Genomic DNA, 22746 nt, shown 5'->3' with positions numbered 1-22746 from the left:
CATGCGATGCGGCGCGCGTCACCTCAATCGAGCATCACCGCGGAGCTTGGCGGAGGCGGACCGAGATCGCCTTCGCCTTCCTGCTCGAACGGCGCCTGATGCGGCTCAGGAGGCATATGTCGTCCGGGAATGTGCCAAGCGTGGGGCAAAGACCCGCAGGGCCGTCTGAGCAGCGCCACCGATTTGCGCGTCGGCGCGCAAATCCGGCCAGAGCGGTAAGGGAAATCAGCGTGATCGCATGCCGGTCGGTGTCAAAGGCGAACGCCAATACACAGCCGACACTTCGGACATATCCAACAGAACGGGTCTCTCTGTTTCAACGCAGCTCCGATCAACGCAGGCGATCAATGGACGTTCAAATCCCTTTCCTTCCACCAACGCCGCCCGTTGAAGCAAGGCCAGGGGCATCCTCACAACGTTTGTCCATCACGTTGCTTGTGTACGCTTGGCGCGGTGCCCGCAACCGGGCGACACTGGCCAAAAGGACTGTCCGCCCGGAAGCCGAACTCCATCCGATCGCAGGCCTCTCGATGGTGCCTTGACGGCACCAGCGCCCCTTCTAACTCGCTCCCGTGCAGCAACGAAGGACATTGGAATGGCGGGATCGGCACTGATTGTTGGCGCGAGCGGCATCGTCGGCAGTGCGACGGCGACTCTGCTGGTCAAGGAAGGCTGGGAGGTTCAGGGCCTTGCCCGTCGCGCAACCGAACAGCCCGGCGTGCAGCCGGTCGTCGCGGATCTTCAAGATGCGCCGGCCACGGCGGATGCCCTGAAGGATCTGAGGCCGGACGTGGTCTTCATCACTACTTGGCTTCGCCAGAACAGTGAGGCGGAGAACATCCGGGTCAACTCGGCCATGGTCCGCAACCTGCTCGACGGGCTTCGCCCAGCGGGAAGCGTGCGCCATGTCGCACTGGTCACGGGCTTGAAGCACTATCTCGGCCCCTTCGAAGCCTACGGCAAAGGCACATTGCCACTGACGCCGTTCCGCGAAAGCCAAGGCCGCCTGGATGTGCCGAACTTCTACTATGCGCAGGAGGACGAACTCTTCGCGGCGGCGAAGCGCGACGGCTTTTCCTGGAGCGTGCACCGACCCCATACGGTGATCGGCAAGGCGGTCGGCAATACGATGAACATGGGAACGACACTCGCCACCTACGCGACCATCTGCCGGGAGACAGAACGGCCCTTCCGGTTTCCGGGATCGGCCGCACAGTGGAACGGCCTGACCGACATGACCGACGCCCGCCTGCTCGCCCACCATCTCCTTTGGGCGGTGACCACCGCTCAGGCGGCGAACGAGGACTTCAACGTCGTGAACGGCGACGTCTTCCGCTGGAACTGGATGTGGAGCCGCATCGCGGACTGGTTTGGCCTTGCCCCGGCGCCCTTCGACGGCACCGTCCAGCCGTTGGAGCAGATCATGAAGAACGATGCTCCCGTCTGGCGGCGCCTCGCCGAGAGTAAGGGGCTGGCGGAAACCGATCTCGACCGTCTGGCATCGCCCTGGCACACGGACGCCGACCTCGGACGGCCGATCGAGGTCGTCACCGACATGAGCAAAAGCCGACGCCTCGGCTTCACCCGCTACCAGCCCACCGATGACGCGTTCTTCGACCTCTTCGCAAGGCTCCGCGCCGACCGCCTGATTCCCTGAGGCGGCGACCATGACGCCGTCCACGACCGGTGGCGGGTATGGTTCGGCAGCATGCACACTCTCCCTGCCGTATCGCCGCATTCACGTTGCGGCACGGCATTGCGGAGCAGACGTGCTCCCACTCAGCGAAAGGACCGGTCCGAGCAGCCACCGCGACCGTTGGAGCACCCAAGGTGCATGAAACGACCGAGTTCCCGTCACCTCCAATCAGGCTCTGGCTGTACCTCCTGGGCGTCGTCCTGCTTTTGGCGGGGCCGTTCGTCATGATTGGCGGCAGCAAGCTCGCCGCTCTTGGAGGCGGTAAGCCCTGAGCGGCGCCGTCGCGGGTCGAGTGGGCGGACATAGGGATCGGCACCCACGTTTCGTCCAGCAGCCGAATGTTCAGCGGCGTGCAAGGCCGACCTGAAGACACATGGGAAACCGGCGGGATGGTACGCCATCGGCGTTCACGATCGCCGCCGATCCACACCGCGGGGCGCCCCCGTCGAACCGTTGAGGTCTGCACCGCGATCTGCGCTATCCGCATCGCACAAACTCCAATTTTGGAACTTAGTTCCAATCTGAACGACATTCCCATTGCATCCGGATTCCAAGTATGTTGTGATGCCAATTATCCCGATGCGGATGGCTTTGGAGGCGACCCAATGGACCGGCTGCCCACCCTTGCTCCCCCACTCGCCGAGGCGGAGATTGCTCCGTGACCGCTGCTCTTGATCGGGCCTTCAAAATTCTGGAACTCCTCGCCGCGCATCCGGACGGTTTGCCGCTGCAAGCGATCGCCGACCAGTTGACGCTGCCGAAGAGCGCCGCTCATCGGCTGCTCGCCGACATGATCCAGCAGCGCTACGTGCGGCAGGAGCGCGAAGGCGCGCCGTATTTCTTGACCATCCGTCTGGTTGCGCTCGGCCTCAGCTATCTGGCGCGCAACGGCATTCTCGACGTCGCGCAGCCAATCCTCGACCGCCTCGCCGTGAGCAGCGGCGAACTCGTGCGCCTCAGCGTGATCGAGAACGAGGAGTTAACCTTCGTCGCCAAGGCCCAGGGCGCCCGGTTCGGCCTGCGCTATGATCCGGACATGGGCATGGACGTGCATCTCGCCTCCACGGCGAGCGGGCTCGCCTGGTTGTCCACGATCGACGACGAAGCGGCCCTCAGCCTGATCTACCGGCAGGGCCTCGGCGAGTCCGGGCAATTCGGCCCCAACGCTCCAAGAACCGTGCGCGAGGTGCTGGACCGGCTGCATGCGGCGCGCGAGCGAGGATACGCTCTCAACCTCGAGAGCTTCGCTCCGGGCATGTCCACGGTTGCCGCGCCGGTGCGGGATTCGGAGAGCGGCGCCGCGATCGGCGTCATCAGCATCGCCGGCCCAATCCACCGGCTCGACGAAAAGCGCCTGCTCGCCTTGGCGCCGGAACTGCTCGCCGCCACCGAGGAGATGGCGCTGGCCAGCCACGCATCCCGGTGGTTCGGGGGGCGGCGTCACACCTCTGGATCGGCGATGGAAGCGGCGGAGTGAGGCCGTCGTCCGCCACCTCAGGAAGCACCGACGAGGTCTCATCGCGCTAAACCTGTCGGCGATCGTACCGGCTGACGGTCAAGCATAGGTCAACAGCGACGCACCCTCGGGGGTTTGGCGTCGCCACACACCCGGACGGCGGCGGACCGCCCGGGACTGGGCTCTGGCGCCCCAACAACACCCTCATAAGCAGACCTCGCTCTTAACCACGGACAATAGGGAGGAGAGACGCCATGATCATGCGTGGAGTGCTGACCGCCGCCTTGGCGGTCACCATCGGCTTCGTCGCGGCCCCTGGGTTCGCCCAGGACATTCAGGACCGCACCATCCGTTGGGGGCACCTCAACAACACCGACCACCCGGTGAGCTTCGGCGTCAAGAAGTTCACGGAACTCGTCGCGGCCAAGAGCGGCGGCAAGCTCAAGATCCGGGAGTATCCGGCGTCGCAGCTTGGCAACGAGATGCAACAGCAGTCGGCGTTGCGGGGCAGCACTCAGGAGATGACCTCGCCCGCGACCACGTCTCTGGCCGGCATCGTCAAGGAATTCGGCGTGCTCGACCTGCCGTTCATCGTCAGCACGCCGCAACAGGCCGACGCCTTGCTCGACGGCCCGGTGGGGGCAGAGCTTTTGAAGAAGCTGCCCGAAAAAGGCCTGGTTGGTCTCGGCTATTGGGACCTGGGCTTCCGCAACGTGACCAACAGCCGGCATCCAATCACCAGGGTCGAGGATCTGGAGGGGCTCAAGCTGCGCGTCATTCAAAATCCGGTTTACATCGAAACCTTCAAGACCTTGAAGGCCAACCCGGTGCCGATGAACTTCGGCGAACTCTACGGCGCGCTGGAAACGCGTGGGGTGGACGGGCAGGAGAATCCCTATTCCGTCATTCTGTCCAACAAGATGTATGAAGTGCAGAAATATTTGTCCTCGACGAACCACACCTACAGCACGAACATTGTGCTCGTCAGCAAGGCGTTCTGGGACAAGCTCTCCGCGACGGAAAAAAAGATCATGCAGGAGGCCGCGGCCGAGACGCAGGACTACCAACGGCAGGTCAGCCGTGCGCAGGCGCAGAAGGCGGTGCTGGAACTCAAGGAAAAAGGCATGCAGGTCAATGACATCGCGCCGGCCGAGTTGGACCGCATGCGCCAGCTGACCAAGCCCATCCTCGACCGGTTCACCGCCGAATACGATCCGGCTTTGGCGAAGCTCTTCCAATCCGAGCTGCAACGCATCCACGCCGCCAACTGACCCCGTCTCCACCAAACGCCGTCATGCCAAGCCGCGGCACCCCTAGCCATAGGGGTTGAGGACGCGCGCGGCTTGGTGTGACGCCAGCCGAAAGGGTGCTTCCGTGACCCAGTCCATCGCCGTTTTGAACGGCCCTTCGTTGAACCTCCTGGGCGTGCGCGAGCCGCACATCTATGGCACGACCACGCTGCCCGAGATCGAGACGCTGTGCCGCGAGCGGGCCAAACAGCTTGGCGTCGACGTGCTGTTCTTCCGCCAGTCAAACCATGAAGGGCAAATCATCGATTGGATTCAGGAGGCGCGCGGCACCGCATCCGGCCTGATCATCAACCCGGCCGGCTTCACCTCGACGTCGATCGCCATCCTGGATGCCCTGAAAACCTTTGAGGGCCCGATCATGGAGGTTCACCTCAGCAACATCCATCGCCGCGAGCCCTTCCGGCACCATTCCTACGTCAGCTTGGCAGCGACGGGTGTGATCATGGGGGTCGGGGCCCAGGGCTATGGTCTGGCGCTGCAAGCCCTGCACGGCCTTTTGAGCGCGCGGTGACGGAGGCACGCGCGAGCGCCCGTTCCCGTGAACAGCGACGGGCCCGATCCACCCCTCGGGGCGGGAACCCGGATGAAGGGAGGAGGACATGCAGGTCCTTGTGGACGCCTATTTCCGCGTGTTGAAGCTGCTGACCGTGCTGTGCCTGGCGGCCATGGTGGTCCTCGTGTTCGGCAATGTGGTGCTCCGCTACGCCTTCAACAGCGGCATCACCGTGTCCGAGGAGTTGTCGCGGTTCTTCTTCATCTGGATGACCTTCCTGGGCGCCGCCATCGGCCTGCGGGAGCATGCTCATCTCGGGGTTGACACGCTGGTCCGGCGGCTGCCCGCGGCGGGGAAGAAGAGCCTTCTGGTCATTGGCCACCTCCTGATGCTGTACATCACGTTCCTGATGCTGAAGGGAAGCTGGGTGCAGACCCTCATCAACCGCGATGTCCAAGCGCCGGCGACCGGCCTCTCGATGGGGCTGTTCTACGGCATCGGCGTCGTCTTCAGCCTCACGACCGGCGGCATCCTCCTGGTGGAGCTGTACCGGGTCCTGACCGGTCGGCTGACCGAGCATGAGTTGGTCATGGTCGTCGACTCCGAAGAGCAGGCGGAGTTCGACGACCTGCACAAGGATTTGGGCACCCCGGTGCCGCCGGCCGGCGCCGCCGCGGCCCCGGGCCACAAGAGCTGAGGAGGCCCTTATGACCATCGCCGTCTTTCTGGTGCCTCTGCTCGGGGCCATGGCCATCGGCATGCCCATCGCCTACGCGCTGCTGCTGTGCGGCGCGGCGCTGATGGTGCACCTCGACCTGTTCGACGCGCAGGTGATCGCGCAGAACGTCATCAACGGCGCCGACAGCTTCCCGCTGATGGCGGTGCCGTTCTTCATGCTGGCCGGCGAGATCATGAACACCGGCGGCCTGTCCCGGCGCATCGTGACCTTCGCCCTCACCCTGGTCGGGCACGTCAAGGGCGGGCTCGGCTACGTCGCCATTCTGGCGGCGACCATCCTCGCCAGCCTGTCCGGCTCCGCCGTGGCGGACGCGGCCGCCTTGGCCGCGCTGCTGGTGCCGATGATGGTGGCGGCCGGGCACGACAAGGCGCGCTCGGGCGGCCTGATCGCCGCGGCCGGCATCATCGCCCCGATCATTCCGCCCTCCATCGGCTTCATCATCTTCGGTGTCGCCGCCAACGTCTCCATCACCAAGCTGTTTCTGGCCGGCATCGTTCCGGGCGTCCTTCTGGCGCTCGGCCTGTGCGTCGCCTGGTGGTATGTGGTGCGGCAGGAGACCATCGCTCCGCCACCCCGGCGGCCGCTGAAAGAGATGGTGCGTGCGTTCTTCGACGCCTTCTGGGCGCTGGTGCTGCCGGGCATCATCATCTTCGGGCTGAAGCTCGGCGTCTTCACGCCGACCGAGGCGGCGGTGGTCGCCGCGGTTTACTCGCTGGTCGTCGCGCTTTTCGTGTACCGCGAGATGACCGTCGCCGACCTCTACGCCGTCTTCGCCACCGCGGCCAAGACGACGGCGGTGGTGATGTTCCTGGTCGCCGCGGCCATGGTGTCGTCTTGGCTCATCACGGTCGCCGACCTGCCCGGTGAGCTGACCGACCTGCTGGAGCCGCTGATGGGCAGCCCGATGCTGCTGATGTTCGCGATCATGGCGCTGGTCGTGGTCATCGGCACGGCCATGGACATGACGCCGACCATCCTGATCCTCACCCCCGTGCTGATGCCGGTCATCAAGCAGGCGGGCATCGACCCAGTCTATTTCGGCGTGCTGTTCATCATCAACAACGCGATCGGGCTGATCACGCCGCCGGTCGGCACGGTGCTGAACGTGGTGTGCGGCGTCTCGCGGATCAGCATGGAGGACATCATCAAGGGCGTCTGGCCCTTCATGGTGGCGCAGCTGCTCGTCCTGTTGCTGCTCATCCTGTTCCCGTCTCTGGTCACCGTCCCGGCCGCCTGGTTCGCTGGCTGACGGCGCCGGGTTGGCACCCACTTGCTTCGGAAACGGAAACACACGACGACGTGGTGCTCCCACGCGAGCGACGGGAACGAAAGGCTGGCGGGCTCCGCCAGCCTCCGTTGCGTCTACGGTGCCCAGGCCCCCAGCCCGTCGTGGAGGAGTTTCAGCCCGGCCAGGAACAGCAAGGCATAGCTGGCCTGGTAAAACAGGCGTTCCGACACCCACCGGGTCAACCACACCCCCAGCCAGATGCCGAGCGGCGCGAGTGGCGACAGCGCGAGGGCGGTCGTCAGGTTCGCGGTGTCGATCTGCCCCAGCCAGACATAAGGCACCAACTTCACGTAGTTCACCACGCCGAAGAACACGACGGTCGTGCCGGCCAACCGCATCTTCTCCAAGCGCTGCGGGAGCAGATAGACCATCAGTGGGGGGCCGCCGGCGTGGGCGAGGAAGCTGGTGAAGCCGGACATGCCGGACCAGAACAGCCCCTTCCACCGTGACGTCGGGGGCTTGTCCGCCATCCGGCGCTGCAGGATGGGTTTCAGCCATTGGTGGATGGAAAAGACGACGGCGATCACGCCGATGAGCGCCCGCACCGCGTCGTCGTTCAGACGCCCAAAGGCCAGCACGCCGAGGCCAATCCCCAGCACCGCCCCGGACAGCAGCACGGCCATCTCGGAGTGGCTCCATTGGCGGCGATACGCCCACAGACCAAACACATCCATCAGGCACAGGACCGGCAGCATCAGCCCGGCGGCCTGCCCTGGTGGAATGACCAAGGTCAGGATTGGCACCGACAGAGCGCCCAAACCGGACAACCCGCCCTTGCTGATGCCCGCCAGCAGCACGGCGGGAACGGCCAGGGCGTAAAAGGCCGGGTCGGTCAGCATGGCCGCGGGGGCTCGAAGCGCTGTTCTCTATCACGTTGCCTGCACATGCCCCGTCGCGCCCTCCCCTACCCGGACACCGAGACGTCGTCCCGGCCTCGCGGTCGGAACAGCGCTTCGGCCGCAGCCCGGAGATCGCGTGCGACCGTTACGCCCGAGTGTGCACCGTTGGGAACGCCCGTGCCGGTGAGCGTTGCCACCGTTTGGGCGAGCCACACGACGGTTGCCGTCCGGTCATTCGCCGCAGACCGAGCCAGATCCTGGAGATAGTTGCGCACCGCCTGGACCAACGCTTGGTCGCCGGACAGCCCGCGGACGCGGCCGGCCGCCGCGGCGAAGTGTCGGCGTTCCTCGGCGTCGGCTTTCACACGTGCCTCGACGGCCTTAAGCAAAGCCGCCCGCGTGCGCGCGCCATCCAGCAGGCTGGTGGCCAGGACCAGTGGATCCGTGGCCGTCGCGTTCTGGGGCCGAGGGTCTTTGATCGCGCGTGGCTGGGCGTCCCAGCGGCGCTGGTCCTGTCGATGGTGCATGAGGTTGGTGGCTCTTTCTCGAGGGGGCCAGTCGGATTCTCAGAGACGGTAGGTGCCTTCGAACAGATCACCCAAGGCGAAGCGCATCAGTGCCCGCTGCGCGCGACGCGCCGGTGCTCCTCGCGCCCGGTGACCAGGTGACAACGCCGGCACAGCCGATGCCGTTCCGGTGCGGTCATCGCTGCCACCGCCGCCTCGGAGCGGCGCCGATACAGGCCGACGACGATCCGCGACGTCTTCACGCCGGCGTAGTCGACCACATCCGGCCAGGGCGCCGGCGCGCCGTCGGGGCCGACCCACAGGCCGTCGGGCGAGAGCCAGCGCCCGTCGGGCAGCAGCGCAGCGCGTGGCCATGGGGACGCCCGCAGTGCTCGCAGACCCGGGTGTTGGATGGCGCGATCGGCGTGGTGTGTGGCTGAGGGCTGGGGACCATGCGGGCCAGATATGGTGGGTGACGGCGAAACCGGCCCCGAGTTTAGCGCAGCTCGAGTCCCAGGGGAATCCCCGACCATTCCTCCAGACGGATGAAGTGGTGCCGCTCGGATCCAAGGAGCGCGCCAAGCGCCATGCCGGGCACGTGCCTCTTGCGCGCTCGCAGACCGCCCGTTCCAGCCAGCCGCCATGCCGGAAGCCTGATGTCAGGCGGCCTTCTTGCGCCGGCCTTTCGCGGGCGCGGGTTCACTCGGCGCCACAGCCACGGGCTCGGAGCGGCCTTTGTTTCCCAGACCGATCCGCTTGGCGAATTCGCTGCGTGTGGCGGCGTAGTTGGGCGCGGTCATCGGGTAGTCGGGCGGCAGGTTCCACTTGGCCCGATACTCCGCGGGCGACATGTTGTAGGCGGTGCGCAGGTGCCGCTTGAGCATCTTCAGCTTCTTGCCGTCCTCCAGGCAGACGATGTAGTCCGGCGTCACCGACCTCTTGACCGGCACCGCCGGATCCGGCTTCACCGCCTCGACCTTCGGCTGGCCGGTGCCAGCCAAAGCGTTGAACACCTCGTTCACCACAAGCGGAATGTCGCTGGAAGCGACCCGGTTGGCGCTGACATAAGACGCGACGATCTCGGCGGTCAACGCGACCAGCTTTTCACGTTCCATCCAAACGCTCCCAATGTTGAGTGACAGACCCTTTTTGCTGCGGGGTCGTGGTTCCATTCGGCAGAACTCAATGCCTTTCATATGGGCTTTCGTGTAGCCAAACAACCCCACTGCTGTCCGCACTTGGAATGGTGCGACGACACCGGATCATCAAAGGCCTAATAACTTGAGATGATGCGCCCCAGAAGACCAGCCACCGCCCGCATTTCGCACCCGATCGCATCACAACAACGGCCCTGACGGAGTGAACAAAGCTGCCGCCGGACGCATTCTTCGTGGTCCAGGCCTCCCGCCCGTGAAGGTAAGTACAAAGGGGATCTTTCTTTTTCATGTCGCGTTCCACATGTCAGGCAGTGAAATGGCGCTGACAGGACCGAGGCAGACATGACAGAAGACCGCGACGCGCGCATTCGGGAGCGGGCGCACAGTATTTGGGAACGCGACGGCCGCCCGGAGGGCATGGCGGAAGTTCATTGGATTCAGGCGTGCCGGGAGATCGAGGCGGAGGAACAAGCCGCCGACGCGGCGCGAACCGCCCCGGTGGCGAAGCGCCGCCGCAAGGCGGCAGCGCCGGCCTTGACCGCCGCTCCGCCCGACACGCCGCGGCGTTCACGCAAGACGAAGACTTCGGAGAACACGCTCACGGACGCCGCTCTCCAGATGGGGCGGATGGTCGCGGAGACGGTGAGCGACGCCGCCACCGCCGGCGTGGAAACCGTGTCGGACGCCGTGGAGGCGATCGCTCAGCCCAAAAAGAAAACACGACGGACAACGGCGGCTGCGAAGACAACGGCGGCTGCGAAGAAGACCGACACGCCAGCCAAGGGTCGCAAGGCGGTGTGGTCCCCAACCGACGTCGCGAAGAAGGCGGCGGCCACTCCGCCCAACGGTGAGCCGGCCTCGAAACGGAAGAAAGCAGCGGCGACCGGTGCGGTCAAGGAAAACGGCACATCCTCTTCGGCGACGCCTGCGCCCGCCGCACGCCGCGGACGCGGAAAACGCCACGCCGCGCCGAGCGTGCATTGATGGCCATCGACCAGAACGCCGTGGGCACGGCCTTAGGGCGTTCTGGGCGCGCCCTGTGATGCTCGGGCTCGGCAACGCCATGAAACCGAGCCGAGCAATCTCCGGCAGGCTGGGCGAAGGGAATTCCCCAACCTGTGCTGCCGCCGGTTGGTGACACCCAGCGTGTTCAGTGGTTGGTCGCGTCATTTCCCCGCTGGCCACTCCCCCCGTCGCCAGCGTGGTGCATGGATGGGGAATTGAAGCCATGTCTCCGTTGATGCCTCTCACCACCGCCGCCCGATGCCGATCGGGCACCACGCTGCGCATCGCCACCAGTTCCCTCGCGCCCAATACCGTGTGACGCATTGGTCGGCCTCTGAAGCCAGTCTGCGCCAGCGTGGCAGCCTGACGATCTGGGTCCGTGAGGAAGCCATCCAGGCCTGGCGCGCCGCCCCACGCACCACCCGTGGCGGACAGCCACGCTCTTCAGCCGTGGCAATCGAGACGGCACTGACGCTGCGGGCGGGTGCCGCCCGGTCGCTGATCGTAGTGCGCACCGTCTTGCCGCGCGTGACGCCCCGCAGGCCCATGCGTCGCATCAGGCGAGCCACCGTGCAGCGCGCCACGTCAAGGCCCTCCCGCCGCAACGGCCGCCAGACTTTGCGCACCCCATAGACCTGGAAGTTTTCCTCCCAGACCCGTCGGATAACCGAACTCAGCTCCGCGTCGCTGTGCTGGCGGGCCGGCGCCTTGGCCGGATCGGCTTTCCGGGCCGCCTTTCCGGGCGGCCTGGGCGTAGTCGGTTGACGGGGCGATCGGCAGCACTCTGCCGATCGGCTCGCCCCCGTGGACGGCGCGGTGCGCGTCGATGAAGGCGATCATGTCTTGACCGGGCGGTCGAGCTCCGCCTGAGCAAAATACGCCGACGCCTTGCGCAGAATCTCGTTCACTTGGCGCAGTTCCCGGACCTCACGCTCCAGCACCTTGATCCGCTCCGGCTCGTCCGTCGTCGGACCGGGCCGCTTGCCCTGGTCGCGCTCGGCCTGACGGACCCAGCCTCGCAGCGTCTCCGGAGTGCAGCCGATCTTCGCCGCGATCGAGCTTATCGCCGGCCCACTGCGAGGCGTGTTCCCCTTCGTGCTCAAAGACCATTCGAACCGCGCGCTCGCGGACTTCAGGGGCGTATTTGAATGATGCCGGTTCCGTCATGATGACCCCATCTTCTCAGGAAAAGGGGACTCCGACAAACCCGGGGCGGTTCACAGCGCCTCGATGCCCGCCGGTGTGAAGGTCGCCTTGAGCCAGTGCGCGCCGTCGTCCACCAGAGACAACAGGCCACGCTCGATCATGCGGTGGCGCAGGGGCAAAATCCCCACTAACATGCCCCATGAAACAAGCACTCCTCATCATCGACGTCCAACCCTGCTTCAACCCACCCGCGTGGCAGGTCGAAAAGATTTCACAGCTTGCCCTAACTATGCACTCAGTGGCGACCGTTGAGAGGCATGATGAGGCAGTGACACCCTTTGAGCGGCAGCTTGGATGGAAGCCCGCTGCCGCCGACGAGCCACTGGTTCTAACCGACAAGGTGTTCGTCAAGCACGGGTATCTCCCACCCCCCGAACTGATTGACTATCTCAAATCCATGAGCTTTGAGCGTGTCCTGGTCTGCGGCATCCAGGCCGATACCTGCTGCCTTGCCGCCGGTTTCATGCTTTTCGATGCCGGATTTTTTCCAACACTGCTCAAGTGGCTGACCGTTGGTTCGTCTCTGGACCGATCAGCCTCCTTGGGTGCAAAGTTGTGGAAGCACCATTTCGGTGCCGCCAGCGTGCTTCATAACGCCGACGAGTTCCAGAGCTGTATACCTCACGCCGAGGCCGCGGAGGCCGCCGGCGACCTGTCGTAAAAGGGAGCAATAAGGGGGTGAGTGCCATGCAGAGTACGAACTGGTACCGGGAAACGCTGGAACTGGCCAAGGCTCTGCATGCCGGTCAGGTTGACAAAGCTGGTGCGCCCTATTGGCTTCACCTTGAGCGAGTTGCCCAGCGGTTGGTCGAGCGGTTGCCAGACGCAACCAAGGTTCAGGTCCAAGCGGCTTTGCTGCACGATGCCATTGAAGACGCTGGCGTGACACCCGACCAGCTCCGGGAGCTGGGTATCGAAGAGGAAGCCATCGCCGCCATCCAACTCGTGAGTCGGAACCTGAGTCCGGAAGGGAGTTACCTGGATTGGATTGCCCGGATCGCCGTCAGCGGCAACACCACGGCAATCCGGGTCAAGCTGGCCGACAACTTGGACAACAGCGATCCAGCCCGTGTCGCGGCAATCGCCGCAGGGCCTCGGATGGTCGCTGAGAAATACGCGCCCGCGAGGGCAATACTGGAACAGGCCCTGTAACCGGCCGGTGAAGAAGCTGTCGCGGAAGGGAGGTTTCCTCAACCGCCCCGACACCGTCGTGAGAAAGACTGATGAGACGATTCACCGTCGCGGCCCTCACCGGACTGGTTCTCTTTGCTTCGCACGTTGAGGCAGACGATCATCTACTCACATGTGCGGCAAGTTCCCTGCGCGTCGGAGAGTGCTTCACCGTTCATGGGAGGATGACATCATGCACGGCCGTGCCCAGCGTCAGAATCTGGATAATCGGTACGAAACGCATTCTGGGGGTCGTAAATCCCGAAGGCGATCCTGCTGGCGAGCACCTCCTTCCGGACCGGCTCGACCGCGGGATTTCCGTGATGCCGCCCTGCTCCAAGGCTGCCTTCGGTAATTTCACAGTTTGCCCGCTGACAGAAGACCGACCGGGAATCATGCGAAAGGTTTGCGTGGAGAGTGCCGCCAATCTCACGTTTCGGGATTTCTAGCCCGACCGCCAGCAGAGCCGCATCGCGGAGGTCGGACGGCCATCGCTGGTTGGTGCTGTGAACGAGACGTTGATGTAAATGGTCAGCACTGAGTCCCTGTCGGTAGGGGCATTCTGCTCAACATGCATCGCGCCACAGACTCGCTGTCTGGTGATCGTCGAGATCGCTGTCTGGTGATCGTCGAGATCGCTGTCTGGTGATCAGCGTGTTCGCGGTCTGGTGATAGTCGCGGTCTGGTGATGGGTTGGATCGCGGTCTGGTGATGCCGATGTGGTGTGTGGACGATCAAAAGGACCACCAATCAGGGGTCTTGGACCTGTTCAAGGCGGGATCGCTGTCTGGTGATGGGCATGTTCGCGGTCTGGTGATGGCATTCCCGAGTCGGACGCAGGCGGTGAATGGCTCCCACGCGCTAGCACTTTTTCCCTCGCGGTCTGGTGATGCGTCTTCGCGGTCTTGTGATGAACGAATCGGCGCGACTCGGCTTTTCCTCCGCTGTCTGGTGATACTAAGCAACTAGAAGATCCTACTAGCCTTCCAAGTAGCTCCCATCACCAGACCGCGAATGGACAGGACGCCGCAATCAGGCCACCCTTCGGACAGTGCTGTTCAGGAAGGATGATCATGGCTTCGATCCACCAGCTTGTGCGAACCCACGGCCGTGACGAAGCTCGCCGTCTGGTCGACGTGAAGGATCGCAACCTTGTGGACATCGCCGCGGCAGTGCTGGCCGAGGAGTCGACCGCACTCGGCATCACCTACTCCGGCTTCTGCCTGACCGCCCTGCCCCACAAGAAGCTGCCAGACGAACAGGAATGGGAGCGCAAGGGGCACAACGTCACGCTCGTGGTCCAACCGGGCTGGCTGCCCGACGGCAACGGCGGACGCAAACAATTTGGTGTGCCATACGGCAGCCGGGCACGCCTTATCCTCCTTTACCTGCAGACCCAAGCCGTGCAGAACAACTCGCCCGAGGTGGAACTGGGCCGCTCGATGAACGATTGGCTGGACCGAATGGGCCTCAGCAATGGCGGCCAAGCCTACAAAGACGTTCGTGAGCAGGCCAACCGCCTATCGGCCTGCAACCTGACCTTCATGTGGAACAACGCCGGCGGCCGCGGCGAGTTCGAGAAGGACAGCATCATCAAGGGCGGCGGCATCCAGCTGCACACCGATGACCCGAGCCAGCCGCGGCTGTGGACCGACAAGGTCCGTCTGTCGCCGAGCTTTTACAAGGCACTACGCGAACATCCGGTCCCGATCTGGGAACCGGCTCTGCGCCACATCATCAACCAGTCCATGGCGATCGACGTCTATGTGTGGCTCGCCTACCGACTGCACGTCCTGACCGGCCCGACGCCAGTCAGCTGGGCAGCGCTGCACGCGCAATTCGGGGCGGCCTATCGCACCCGCGCCCAGTTCAAGTACAAGTTCCCCGATGTTCTGAAGATGGCCATGGTCGTCTATCCGGACGCTCAGGTCACCATCGACGACCAGGGTGTGGTTCTGTATCCGTCGAAGCCGCCGATTCCCGAGCGTGAAATCGCCGCGCCGCGCCAGGGCTCCCTGTTGCTTGGCTGAGCTCCAAGCGCACTGCAGCGGATTGCGGTTAATAAGGAGGGGGGCCTTCGGTCGAGGTCGGCCGCGTCGTCCCCTGCCCTGCTTGCAGCCGAGTTGGGCCATGGCACCTTGCTTGGGGACGATCCTTTCGGCGTAGCGGGCCGGCATGTTGGGACTTTTCCAGCGCCCCGCCTGCTGGATGGCCGGCAGGCCGAAGCCGGCGGCGGTCAGATCCTGGGCCGCCCCGCCCCCTGTACCCTTCACGGTGGTCCGAAGTGGCCTTGGCCGGGTTCTTCGGATTGGGCCAGCCAGCCGGGAGCCACCAAGCGCCCCTTGTGCTTCGAGCACCTGGGGGGGACACGTGCCCCGGCTGGTCGCCGTGATGGAAGCCCCGTGGGGAGTCCGTGCCTTCGAGCACCAGTACAGGGACCGGTTTGCATCGCGGTGGCTCCGGCAGGAAGGAGATGACGCGCATGGACGAGGAAGAACGACACTGGTTCGTCGGTATCGACTGGGCATCCGAAGCGCATCAGGTTCGCGTGTCGGATGCCAAGGGCCGGACCGTCGGTGAGAAGACGTTTCCGCACGGTGGCGCCGGCCTGGCCGACATGGCGGCGTGGATTTTGGCGCTGACGAGAACCTCGGCCGACCAAGTCTTTGTCGCGATCGAGGTCCCGCATGGTCCCGTTGTCGAGAGCCTGATGGAACGCGGCTTCCGTGTCCATTCCATCAACCCGAAGCAGCTTGATCGCTTCCGCGACCGCTTCTCGCCCGCTGGCGCTAAGGACGACAGCCGCGATGCCGAGGCCCTGGCCGACGCGCTGCGGACCGATCCGCGGTGCTTCCGCCCGCTGGCACCGCTTGATCCAACGGTCGTTGAACTTCGGGAATGGTCGCGAATTGCCGAAGATCTGCGCGACGAACGGAACCGGCTGAGCAATCGTATCCGAGACCAGCTCTGGCGCTACTATCCACAGATCCTCGAACTGACCGAGGATGTCGCGGCTGATTGGTTCCTGGACCTTTGGAACTTGGCTCCGACGCCCGACAAAGCGCGGCGGGTCCGCGAAGACACGCTGGCCCGTTTCCTGAAACGGCACCGGATCCGCCGCCTTGACGCGGCCCAGGTTCTTGATCGCTTGCGGCAGCCGGCGATCCGGGTGGCGCCCGGCACCACCGAAGCAGCCGTTGCCCACGTGAAAGCGGTCTCCAAACGGCTTGACTTGGTGAACCGGCAAATTGCCGAGGCTGAACACCAGCTCGATCGGCTGACCGAGCGCCTGGCCGAACCCGCCGCCGGACAGGAGACCGACGCGTTGGGGCCGAGCCCGGGGCAGCGTGACGTGACGATCCTGAGATCCTTGCCGGGAGTCGGCAGGATCGTCCTCGCCACGCTGCTGGCAGAAGCCTGGAATGCCCTGCAACGGTGAGATTACCATGCTCTGCGCTGCCTGTGTGGCGTCGCGCCGGTGACCAAACGTTCGGGGAAGTCGACGATCGTCCGGAGGAGGCAGGCGGCCCATAACCGTCTGGCCAATGCCGTCTACCATTGGGCTCGGGTCGCCGTGCAGCCCGATCCCAAGAGCCGGGCGAAATACTCCGCCTTACGTCACCGTGGTCATGGTCATGCCCGCGCTCTCCGCTCGGTGGCCGACCGCCTGCTCGCGGTGGCCTGCGCCATGCTGACCCACCGGCAGCCCTTTGACCCGGCTCGGGCCGCCACGGCATGAACAGCGACACCCGCCCATCAAGCCAATGGTGGAGCTCCCGCCCGTCGGGAAGGGGCGGGTCAAGCCCGCCACCGCCTGTGGCGGGCTTGACGCGGCCCTTCCCGACGGGAATAATCCAAACTGGCTGATGGGGCCGCTATTCACTCAATAAATCCGCTTGCAAACCGGTGGGGAGTCCTGTACCGAAGTGCGAGCCATCTCCCCTCCCCTCATGGCAGCCCGGCGAGCTCATCGAGCAGCTGCTGGTACTGGCTGGGCGGCAGCGCCCGCTGGTCGGCGGCCATACGGCGGAGCGCCTGGATGCCCGCCGGCGTGAAAGTCGCCTTCAACCAGTGCGCGCCGTCGTCCACCAGAGACAACAGGCCACGCTCGATCATGCTCTGCACCGCGGCCGCCGGCTTCGGCTGACCCTTGTGCGGGCCGGTCGCCCAGCGCTTCACGAGGATGCCATCATGGATGGAACGGGCGCTGCTGAACCGGACCATGAACTCGCGCCGGATCAGATCGCGCTCCTTGGGCAAAAACTCGGGTGTGTCGATCATCGCGTCTCACGGAATGGCCAAAGTGGCGCCGAGGTGTAGCCCGCCAGTGTGCGGAAGAGAAGATGCTCAAGTGGGTGGAACGTGCCTTTCGACGGCACAGATCCTTGATAGATTTTGTGAGGCTGGCTTCCTCATTTATTCTTTGTAATTTCCAACAGTCGCCGGATCGTTGGCTCCATCAACATCCCCGATCCGCGCTCAGTCGTCCGGTGGGCTGTACGGTCGGGACGTGGAATGCCGACTTACGATGTCGTAAGTCGACGCCGGGCTAAGGGATAACGACGCGACTTACGACGTCGTAAGAGGGCCATGCGGACAGGCGATTGGGGCGCCCTATTCCTAACATGGCATTCCAGAAGTCAATGCCCTGAGGTTCCCGTCACATTGCCTCTTGGGAGACGCAGGAGGACGGGTTGATAGCGCTTGGCCGGTAGACCCTCTTGACGGTGTCGAATCTACTGTATAGCTTGAGGCAACGCTACCAAATAGGAGGCATCGGTGACGGGGGAAGATCTTCGCGCACTGCGTGAACGCCTGCACATGACACAGCTCGAGTTCGCCACTTGGCTCAACGAGCTGATGGGGCGTCGTTACGATAAGCAGAAGATTTCACGGTGGGAAACCGACCGTGAACGCCTGCCGCGTGAGGTTCTCGGAGCCCTGTCGGTCGCCGCCCTCGGTGTTGATCGTTCCCCGCGTCGAGGCCTTGGCATAACCGTCGCCGTCGCTTTGCAGAAGGGTGGCACGGCGAAAACGGCCACTGCCATCAATCTGTGCTATGTTCTGGCGCGAGCCGGCAACCGTGTCCTGCTCGTTGATGCGGATTCACAGGGCAACGCCACTGTCCACGTCGGCATTCCTCAGACGCGCGTTGTCGAGCTCTCAAAACAGGGCAAGACGCATTACCATGCATTGGTTGGCAAGTCGCCCCTCGCCGACGTCATTCTGTCGACTGATGTGCCAAGCCTTGACCTCATTCCGGCGAGCATTGCCCTAGCCGCTGCCGAAGCGGAGCTCTATCACGAGCCGACGGGGATCAACGCAATGGCCGATATGCTGGCACCGATGAGGGAGGTTTACGACTTCATCATCATCGATTGCGCACCAACGCTTGGCATGATCACGTCGAATGCGCTCGTCGCGGCCCAATACCTGCTGATTCCCTGCCAAACCGAGGCCCACGCCATCCTTGGTCTGGAACATCTTTCCGAGACAATCGCGAAGATCCGGCGACGCTCCAATCCGGATCTGCAAATCCTCGGCATCGTGCCAACGATGTATTCCGCGCGGCAGTCGCAAGACCGGGCTTCACTCGATGATCTGCAAGCACTCTGGGGGCAGCAGGCGCGCATGTTCGAGCCAATACCTCGCTCGACCGTCTACAGCCAAGCAGCGGCCGCAAACTCCATCACGCTGGCCGGCGATCCTGGAGCTCCTGGCGTCGAAACGTTCGTGGAAATCGCCCGCAGCCTCATGCAGAGCGGTGGTCAACTCGCACAGACCTCTCCGGCACCGGAGGTGACGCATGGCGCCTAAGTTCCAGCGCGCCACGCGCGCGCAGATCACGGCTGGGGCCGCTGCCCGTGAAGGGGAGGATGCTGCCGAGACAAATAAGCTGTTCGGCCTGTCCGGTACCCTGCCCCGCCTCATCGAGGCGGACGTCGAACGGATCGTCCCGAACCCCGACCAGCCGCGGACCGTGTTCGATGATGATGCGTTGCGTTCGCTTGCAGACTCCATCGATAAGCACGGCCTGCAGCAGCCCATCCTTGTCAAAACGACCGGCACGCCGGGCCACTACACCCTCGTCGCCGGTGAGCGGCGTTGGCGAGCGCACATACTGCTTGGCCGCCCGACGATCGCGGCGATCATCACGCAAGGCCGCTCCGAGGAAATCGCGCTCATTGAAAACCTGCAGCGCGTGGACCTTGATGCCATCGATCTGGCGCGCGGGCTGGAGCGTTTGATGGAACAGCATGGCTACCGCATGAGCGATGTCGGCGCGATGCTTGGCTGCGCTGAAGCGGAAGTCTCACGTCGCCTGTCGGTGCTGCGCCTGCCGGACGCTATCGTGGCCGAGTACCGAGCGGACCCTTCCGCGGTCAGCCGTTCCGTCCTGGTCGAACTCGCGACCCTGGACGATCCGGATCTGGTGCGTGCCTTGTGGGATCGGGCCAAAGCCGGTCTGACCGTGCGTGATCTGCGGGCCGAGAAGAAGCAGGCTCAGGCCGCAGGGAAGACCGCCACTGCGGCCCGTACTCGCCCAGTCACCGTGCGCGCCTTGGGTCAAAGCGTGACGAAGATCGTTGGGGAGATCGACCGGCTGGACCAAGGGCGTGCCTTGTTGGGCGAGGACCATCGGTCACATCTGCGCGCCGTGCGGGACCGCATCAACGCTCTTCTCGGCGAATAATGAAGCCGCTTACGACGTCGTAAGTTGGTGCCGTCTTGGGCATTGCACTTACGACGTCGTAAGTGCGATGGATGCAGGTATATGCTGACGAGCGGCACCCCTTGGGAGATGCGCCGCAGGAGCTGGGCTGCGGCTCGGGCATGACCTGCTTGCGACGGCTGCGGGATTGGCAGAGGGCCGGGGTTTGGGACGCCTTCCAATCCCGCAGCCGTCGCCGACTCGTTGTCCGGTATGAGCACCGCCCCGACATCAATTTCGGATTTCTCACGCTCGCCTGCGCGCAGCTCTGCTTCCGATTCCTCCAGAGGTTCTGTTAGGGCGTCTTAGCTCGCCTCAAGACAACCTCGGACGGACTGCCCGTGCCGGATGATGCTGGGTTCGACCACCGCATTTCATCTCCGGCAAGGGTAAAGGGGCGATTCTGCTCAATCCCGTTCCAATTCGGGAAGGTGCTGGTGTCGATGTGGAAGGTGAGGGTCTTGCCTGCCTCGTCCACCGTGTAGCGGCCGAAGTGGGCGTTCGAACCTTGCACGACCGCTTTGTACTCCTCCGGCGTGCCCTCGATGCGCTTGCCGGATGCGAACTTGGGCAGGTCAGCCCGTGCGATCAGCAGCACGTAACGACCGTCGCTGCCAAAGGTCGCCAAGCCCCGTGGGTTGGGACCGTAACTCGGTACTCGGGTGCCGTCCGGGCGGATGGTGTCAATCGAGACGTACTCCCACGACCCAACGAGTTGCTCTTTATGGCTCTTTTCCTGGCCGAGCGCGTCGCCCGAGGGCAGCGTAATCCCCAGGAACGGAAGTGCCATGGCGGCCAAAGTGATCGTGCCAAGGTGGTTCATGATGTTCCTCCATTGAGGGGCGGCCGCTCATTGGACTGTACGCCCAGGATGGACCCGGCCAGAGATGCCGGCAACTGCTCCTAAAGAGACTTTCTGATCAGGCGCAAGAACCTCAATTATGGGGACACTGTTTTAAAGGCGTAGGTATTGTTAGGGGCATTTAGCGACGATCATCGGTCACATCTACGCGCCGTGCGGGACCGCATCAACGCTATGATTGGAGTGTGGAGGGCGCTTCTTACGACGTCGTAAGTCATCTCACATCGTTGCGAGATGCCGCCTTGGGGGCGCCGAGCTGAGCTCAGGCATCCGGCGCGGGGCGCTTCCTACGACGTCGTAAGTGTCTTGCCAATGTTCACATCCGTATAATGTGGCCCTACCCTACCCTGATGAGCGCTTTACGACTCGGTTCGCGGACCGAAATGCCGACGCTTTACGAGCCTGCTGCCAGGAGCACGATGCGGGCGACTCTTTTCAATTGGTAGAACCCCACTGGCGATCGAGCGTTGCCGACGCGATCAACACCACCCGAAACGGCGCGGCGCCCCGGCGTCAATCAGTCCGCGTGCCGACGTGTGACGGGAATGATGGCAAGCAGAACCGCTACCAACAGCAACCAACTCTCCGGCGCTCCCAAGGTATACAGTGTTGCCCAACTGCCGATGCACCACGCCAACGGCACAACGAGCAACAACCACGACCGCCGCCCGGCCGCCATCAGGACCAGTCCGATGGTTGCGATAGCGGTCGGATCCGGTGTGATGCCGAAGGTCTCCGCTCCCCGCAATGACCGACCCATGAGCGGCGCCACGAGTGGATGCAGGACAAGCGCAGAGAGGAACAGAGTAAGCCCGACCGGTCCCTGTCCCGCGCGCCCGACCTCCCAGCGAAGCCGCCCTCCGATCAACAACAGCAGGAATGCCTGAAGCGCGAATAGCGGCGCCACATAGGGGGCCGCCCAATTGATGGTGGCGTAGCGTTCCCATAGGAAGCTCCACGCCAGCCAAGCCCACAGGACGGCAAGGGTCCCCGCGATCACCCGATGTGACCATGGGCGGGGGCGGATCAGCCACAGCAGAATTGCGGCGCCGAGCAGAAATGTCAGGAGTTGTGCCGGCCAAAGCGCCTCATTGTGCCGTTCGATCATCCGCCAGTAGGTGCGGGGGCTGAAGAGCAGGAAATCCTCAGCCGAATAAGTCCACCACTCCGACATCAGAGGTCCCTCACATACACGGCCATGCGCTGCCGCATCGCGGCATCGGGCAACGGTGTGGCCATTGAGGCCATATTCTCGCGCACATGCGCGACTTGGCTGGTTGCCGGGATGGCCACCATGACCGCGGGATGGGAGATGATGAATTTCAGGATGAACTGCGCCCAGCTGGAAGCGCCGATGTCACCGGCCCAGGCGGGTAGGCGCCGACCGGACAGCCGGCGGAGCAGTGCGCCTTGCTGAAACGGGCGATTGATGATGACCCCCATCCCGCGATCGGCCGCCAGAGGCAGAATGCGGTTCTCCACCTCGCGGTCGACGATGTTGTAGGTGACTTGAACAAAATCGAGTGGCTGCCGGCGCATGATCACTTCGAACTGCTCATGGCGTCGCCCCTCCGACGTCGTGATCCCGACGTAGCGCAGCTGCCCCGCGGCCTTCATCGCATGCAGCGTCCTCAGATGTTCCTCCCAGGACAGTAGGTTGTGCACCTGCAGCAGATCGAAGTGCGGGACGCCCCACAAGCTGCGGGAATGTTCGATCTGCGACGGTCCGCGCGGGCCCGAGGAGATCCAGACTTTGTCCGCGGCGAACAAACCCGTTGGGCGCCCAAATTTTCGGAGGCCGTACCCGATCACCTCCTGAGAGGAACCATACATGGGCGAGGAGTCGATCATCCGCCCCCCCGCCTGAAAAAAGGCCTGCATGACCGCCGCGCATTCCTCGCGCAGTTCAACGTCGTCACCGACGTTGAAGGTGATCCAGGTGCCCAGGCCCACAGAAGGAATGGCCTCTCCGGTGGAGGGAATAAGCCGGGCGGTCGGCGCGCCGGGCTGTGCCCAGGCGCGCATCGTTGGCATCGCAACACCCGCCGCCAGAACGCCTTTCAGGACTGTTCGTCGTGTCGCTGTCATGCTCCCTCCTTCTCTCGCCCGTGTCGCCAAGTTCGTTGGTGGGCATTGACACTAAGTTAGTGTCCGGCGGAGGGTCTGGAGCTGCACCAGCCATGGCATCGCGTGGCGTGGGAGGTGCGGTGAGGGCTCTGTCGGCGGCGCTCCAATAGGTCGCAGATCAGCCCCACACCACGGCCAAGACTGTAGCGGAACCCTTCGTCCTGCTTCATGATTCGAATC

23 protein-coding genes, 4 pseudogenes and 1 other annotated feature are annotated in these 22746 nt (G+C 64.1%); of the genes and pseudogenes, 17 read left to right on the top strand and 10 right to left on the bottom strand.

The window, feature by feature from the left end; genetic code table 11:
• The first annotated feature begins 595 nt into the window (after positions 1-595).
• From M2351_RS35665 to M2351_RS35640, 6 genes are all read left to right on the top strand, one after another.
• Positions 596-1657, top strand: a complete 1062-nt coding sequence (locus M2351_RS35665; protein WP_264660724.1) for an SDR family oxidoreductase — start codon at positions 596-598, stop codon at positions 1655-1657.
• 697 nt (positions 1658-2354) lie between these two features.
• The gene (locus tag M2351_RS35660; RefSeq protein ID WP_264660723.1) at positions 2355-3173 is read left to right on the top strand and encodes an IclR family transcriptional regulator; all 819 of its coding nucleotides are present in this window, start codon (positions 2355-2357) and stop codon (positions 3171-3173) included.
• Positions 3174-3406: 233 nt separating this feature from the next.
• Positions 3407-4423, top strand: a complete 1017-nt coding sequence (locus M2351_RS35655; RefSeq protein WP_264660722.1) for a TRAP transporter substrate-binding protein — start codon at positions 3407-3409, stop codon at positions 4421-4423.
• 103 nt (positions 4424-4526) lie between these two features.
• Positions 4527-4973: a type II 3-dehydroquinate dehydratase gene (gene aroQ, locus M2351_RS35650; RefSeq protein ID WP_264660721.1), complete on the top strand. Its 447-nt coding sequence runs from the start codon at positions 4527-4529 to the stop codon at positions 4971-4973.
• Positions 4974-5061: 88 nt separating this feature from the next.
• Complete coding sequence (locus M2351_RS35645) at positions 5062-5652, top strand: TRAP transporter small permease (RefSeq protein ID WP_264660523.1); 591 nt, start codon at positions 5062-5064, stop codon at positions 5650-5652.
• Positions 5653-5662: 10 nt separating this feature from the next.
• On the top strand, positions 5663-6943 hold the full coding sequence (locus M2351_RS35640; protein WP_264660720.1) for a TRAP transporter large permease subunit: 1281 nt from the start codon (positions 5663-5665) through the stop codon (positions 6941-6943).
• A gap of 113 nt (positions 6944-7056) precedes the next feature.
• Here the strand turns inward: M2351_RS35640 and M2351_RS35635 are convergent, their stop codons facing one another.
• The 4 genes from M2351_RS35635 to M2351_RS35620 all read right to left on the bottom strand — a co-directional run bounded on the left by M2351_RS35635 (position 7057) and on the right by M2351_RS35620 (position 9442).
• Positions 7057-7821 (bottom strand): sulfite exporter TauE/SafE family protein, encoded by a 765-nt coding sequence (locus tag M2351_RS35635; protein ID WP_264660719.1) that lies wholly within the window; start codon positions 7819-7821, stop codon positions 7057-7059.
• Between the two features lie 65 nt (positions 7822-7886).
• Positions 7887-8348, bottom strand: coding sequence for a hypothetical protein (locus M2351_RS35630; protein ID WP_264660718.1), 462 nt, complete (start codon positions 8346-8348; stop codon positions 7887-7889).
• A gap of 86 nt (positions 8349-8434) precedes the next feature.
• Positions 8435-8590 (bottom strand): hypothetical protein, encoded by a 156-nt coding sequence (locus tag M2351_RS35625; RefSeq protein ID WP_264660717.1) that lies wholly within the window; start codon positions 8588-8590, stop codon positions 8435-8437.
• Positions 8591-8986: 396 nt separating this feature from the next.
• The gene (locus M2351_RS35620) at positions 8987-9442 is read right to left on the bottom strand and encodes a MucR family transcriptional regulator (protein WP_264660716.1); all 456 of its coding nucleotides are present in this window, start codon (positions 9440-9442) and stop codon (positions 8987-8989) included.
• Positions 9443-9826: 384 nt separating this feature from the next.
• Here M2351_RS35620 and M2351_RS45400 point away from each other — a divergent pair.
• Positions 9827-9895 (top strand): annotated as a pseudogene (locus M2351_RS45400) (DUF2934 domain-containing protein); the annotation flags it as partial.
• Positions 9896-9921: 26 nt separating this feature from the next.
• Here the strand turns inward: M2351_RS45400 and M2351_RS35615 are convergent.
• Positions 9922-10086 (bottom strand): hypothetical protein, encoded by a 165-nt coding sequence (locus M2351_RS35615; protein ID WP_264660715.1) that lies wholly within the window; start codon positions 10084-10086, stop codon positions 9922-9924.
• 25 nt (positions 10087-10111) lie between these two features.
• On the opposite strand from M2351_RS35615, the gene M2351_RS35610 reads away from it, so the two are divergent.
• Together M2351_RS35610 and M2351_RS35605 are read left to right on the top strand one after the other, a co-directional pair.
• The gene (locus M2351_RS35610; RefSeq protein ID WP_264660714.1) at positions 10112-10468 is read left to right on the top strand and encodes a hypothetical protein; all 357 of its coding nucleotides are present in this window, start codon (positions 10112-10114) and stop codon (positions 10466-10468) included.
• Positions 10469-10747: 279 nt separating this feature from the next.
• A pseudogene (locus M2351_RS35605) lies at positions 10748-10966 on the top strand (IS5/IS1182 family transposase); the annotation flags it as partial.
• 5 nt (positions 10967-10971) lie between these two features.
• Here M2351_RS35605 and M2351_RS35600 read toward each other — a convergent pair.
• A pseudogene (locus M2351_RS35600) lies at positions 10972-11656 on the bottom strand (IS3 family transposase); the annotation flags it as partial.
• Positions 11255-11371, bottom strand: a sequence feature (AL1L pseudoknot). Its footprint overlaps the pseudogene before it by 117 nt.
• 178 nt (positions 11657-11834) lie before the next feature.
• Between M2351_RS35600 and M2351_RS35595 the strand changes: the two are divergent.
• The 5 genes from M2351_RS35595 (at position 11835) to M2351_RS45395 (ending at position 16604) form a co-directional block, all read left to right on the top strand.
• Positions 11835-12356, top strand: a complete 522-nt coding sequence (locus M2351_RS35595) for a cysteine hydrolase family protein (RefSeq protein WP_264660713.1) — start codon at positions 11835-11837, stop codon at positions 12354-12356.
• 26 nt (positions 12357-12382) lie between these two features.
• Positions 12383-12847: an HD domain-containing protein gene (locus M2351_RS35590; RefSeq protein ID WP_264660712.1), complete on the top strand. Its 465-nt coding sequence runs from the start codon at positions 12383-12385 to the stop codon at positions 12845-12847.
• 1091 nt (positions 12848-13938) lie between these two features.
• Positions 13939-14895: a replication protein RepA gene (locus tag M2351_RS35585; protein WP_264660711.1), complete on the top strand. Its 957-nt coding sequence runs from the start codon at positions 13939-13941 to the stop codon at positions 14893-14895.
• A gap of 452 nt (positions 14896-15347) precedes the next feature.
• Complete coding sequence (locus tag M2351_RS35580) at positions 15348-16304, top strand: IS110 family transposase (protein WP_264660710.1); 957 nt, start codon at positions 15348-15350, stop codon at positions 16302-16304.
• A 12-nt stretch (positions 16305-16316) separates the two neighbouring features.
• Positions 16317-16604: a transposase gene (locus M2351_RS45395; protein WP_406567483.1), complete on the top strand. Its 288-nt coding sequence runs from the start codon at positions 16317-16319 to the stop codon at positions 16602-16604.
• Positions 16605-16813: 209 nt separating this feature from the next.
• On the opposite strand, the gene M2351_RS35575 is transcribed toward M2351_RS45395, so the two are convergent.
• The gene (locus M2351_RS35575) at positions 16814-17146 is read right to left on the bottom strand and encodes a hypothetical protein (protein ID WP_264660709.1); all 333 of its coding nucleotides are present in this window, start codon (positions 17144-17146) and stop codon (positions 16814-16816) included.
• Positions 17147-17644: 498 nt separating this feature from the next.
• On the opposite strand from M2351_RS35575, the gene M2351_RS35570 reads away from it, so the two are divergent.
• The 3 genes and pseudogenes from M2351_RS35570 to M2351_RS35560 form a co-directional block, all read left to right on the top strand.
• Positions 17645-18682 (top strand): AAA family ATPase, encoded by a 1038-nt coding sequence (locus M2351_RS35570; RefSeq protein WP_264660708.1) that lies wholly within the window; start codon positions 17645-17647, stop codon positions 18680-18682.
• Positions 18672-19559, top strand: coding sequence for a ParB/RepB/Spo0J family partition protein (locus tag M2351_RS35565; protein ID WP_264660707.1), 888 nt, complete (start codon positions 18672-18674; stop codon positions 19557-19559). Before M2351_RS35570 ends, M2351_RS35565 begins: the two co-directional genes overlap by 11 nt.
• An 84-nt stretch (positions 19560-19643) precedes the next feature.
• Positions 19644-19750: pseudogene (locus M2351_RS35560) on the top strand (transposase); the annotation flags it as partial.
• Positions 19751-19872: 122 nt separating this feature from the next.
• Here the strand turns inward: M2351_RS35560 and M2351_RS35555 are convergent.
• From M2351_RS35555 to M2351_RS35545, 3 genes are all read right to left on the bottom strand, one after another.
• Positions 19873-20400 carry a lipocalin-like domain-containing protein gene (locus tag M2351_RS35555; RefSeq protein ID WP_264660706.1) on the bottom strand — a complete coding sequence of 176 codons (528 nt, stop codon included), beginning with the start codon at positions 20398-20400 and terminating at the stop codon, positions 19873-19875.
• A 556-nt stretch (positions 20401-20956) separates the two neighbouring features.
• Complete coding sequence (locus M2351_RS35550; protein WP_264660705.1) at positions 20957-21613, bottom strand: DUF6064 family protein; 657 nt, start codon at positions 21611-21613, stop codon at positions 20957-20959.
• The gene (locus tag M2351_RS35545) at positions 21613-22527 is read right to left on the bottom strand and encodes an aldo/keto reductase (RefSeq protein ID WP_264660704.1); all 915 of its coding nucleotides are present in this window, start codon (positions 22525-22527) and stop codon (positions 21613-21615) included. Before M2351_RS35545 ends, M2351_RS35550 begins: the two co-directional genes overlap by 1 nt.
• Positions 22528-22746: the final 219 nt, after the last annotated feature.

Origin of the sequence: Azospirillum canadense, from assembly GCF_025961225.1 — a bacterium.
Taxonomy (GTDB): Bacteria; Pseudomonadota; Alphaproteobacteria; order Azospirillales; family Azospirillaceae; genus Azospirillum; species Azospirillum canadense.
This window is presented reverse-complemented; position numbering and strand designations above follow the sequence as displayed.

Coding starts and splice junctions, on each gene's coding strand:
- M2351_RS35620 (WP_264660716.1), bottom strand. CDS start 9,442: ATGGAACGTGAAAAGCTGGTCGCGTTGACCGCCGAGATCGTCGCGTCT.
- M2351_RS35550 (WP_264660705.1), bottom strand. CDS start 21,613: ATGTCGGAGTGGTGGACTTATTCGGCTGAGGATTTCCTGCTCTTCAGC.
- M2351_RS35640 (WP_264660720.1), top strand. CDS start 5,663: ATGACCATCGCCGTCTTTCTGGTGCCTCTGCTCGGGGCCATGGCCATC.
- M2351_RS35595 (WP_264660713.1), top strand. CDS start 11,835: ATGAAACAAGCACTCCTCATCATCGACGTCCAACCCTGCTTCAACCCA.
- M2351_RS35545 (WP_264660704.1), bottom strand. CDS start 22,527: ATGACAGCGACACGACGAACAGTCCTGAAAGGCGTTCTGGCGGCGGGT.
- M2351_RS35665 (WP_264660724.1), top strand. CDS start 596: ATGGCGGGATCGGCACTGATTGTTGGCGCGAGCGGCATCGTCGGCAGT.
- M2351_RS35580 (WP_264660710.1), top strand. CDS start 15,348: ATGGACGAGGAAGAACGACACTGGTTCGTCGGTATCGACTGGGCATCC.
- M2351_RS35555 (WP_264660706.1), bottom strand. CDS start 20,400: ATGAACCACCTTGGCACGATCACTTTGGCCGCCATGGCACTTCCGTTC.
- M2351_RS35565 (WP_264660707.1), top strand. CDS start 18,672: ATGGCGCCTAAGTTCCAGCGCGCCACGCGCGCGCAGATCACGGCTGGG.
- M2351_RS35655 (WP_264660722.1), top strand. CDS start 3,407: ATGATCATGCGTGGAGTGCTGACCGCCGCCTTGGCGGTCACCATCGGC.
- M2351_RS35590 (WP_264660712.1), top strand. CDS start 12,383: ATGCAGAGTACGAACTGGTACCGGGAAACGCTGGAACTGGCCAAGGCT.
- M2351_RS35585 (WP_264660711.1), top strand. CDS start 13,939: ATGGCTTCGATCCACCAGCTTGTGCGAACCCACGGCCGTGACGAAGCT.
- M2351_RS35635 (WP_264660719.1), bottom strand. CDS start 7,821: ATGCTGACCGACCCGGCCTTTTACGCCCTGGCCGTTCCCGCCGTGCTG.
- M2351_RS35575 (WP_264660709.1), bottom strand. CDS start 17,146: ATGATCGACACACCCGAGTTTTTGCCCAAGGAGCGCGATCTGATCCGG.
- M2351_RS35630 (WP_264660718.1), bottom strand. CDS start 8,348: ATGCACCATCGACAGGACCAGCGCCGCTGGGACGCCCAGCCACGCGCG.
- M2351_RS35610 (WP_264660714.1), top strand. CDS start 10,112: ATGGTCGCGGAGACGGTGAGCGACGCCGCCACCGCCGGCGTGGAAACC.
- M2351_RS35645 (WP_264660523.1), top strand. CDS start 5,062: ATGCAGGTCCTTGTGGACGCCTATTTCCGCGTGTTGAAGCTGCTGACC.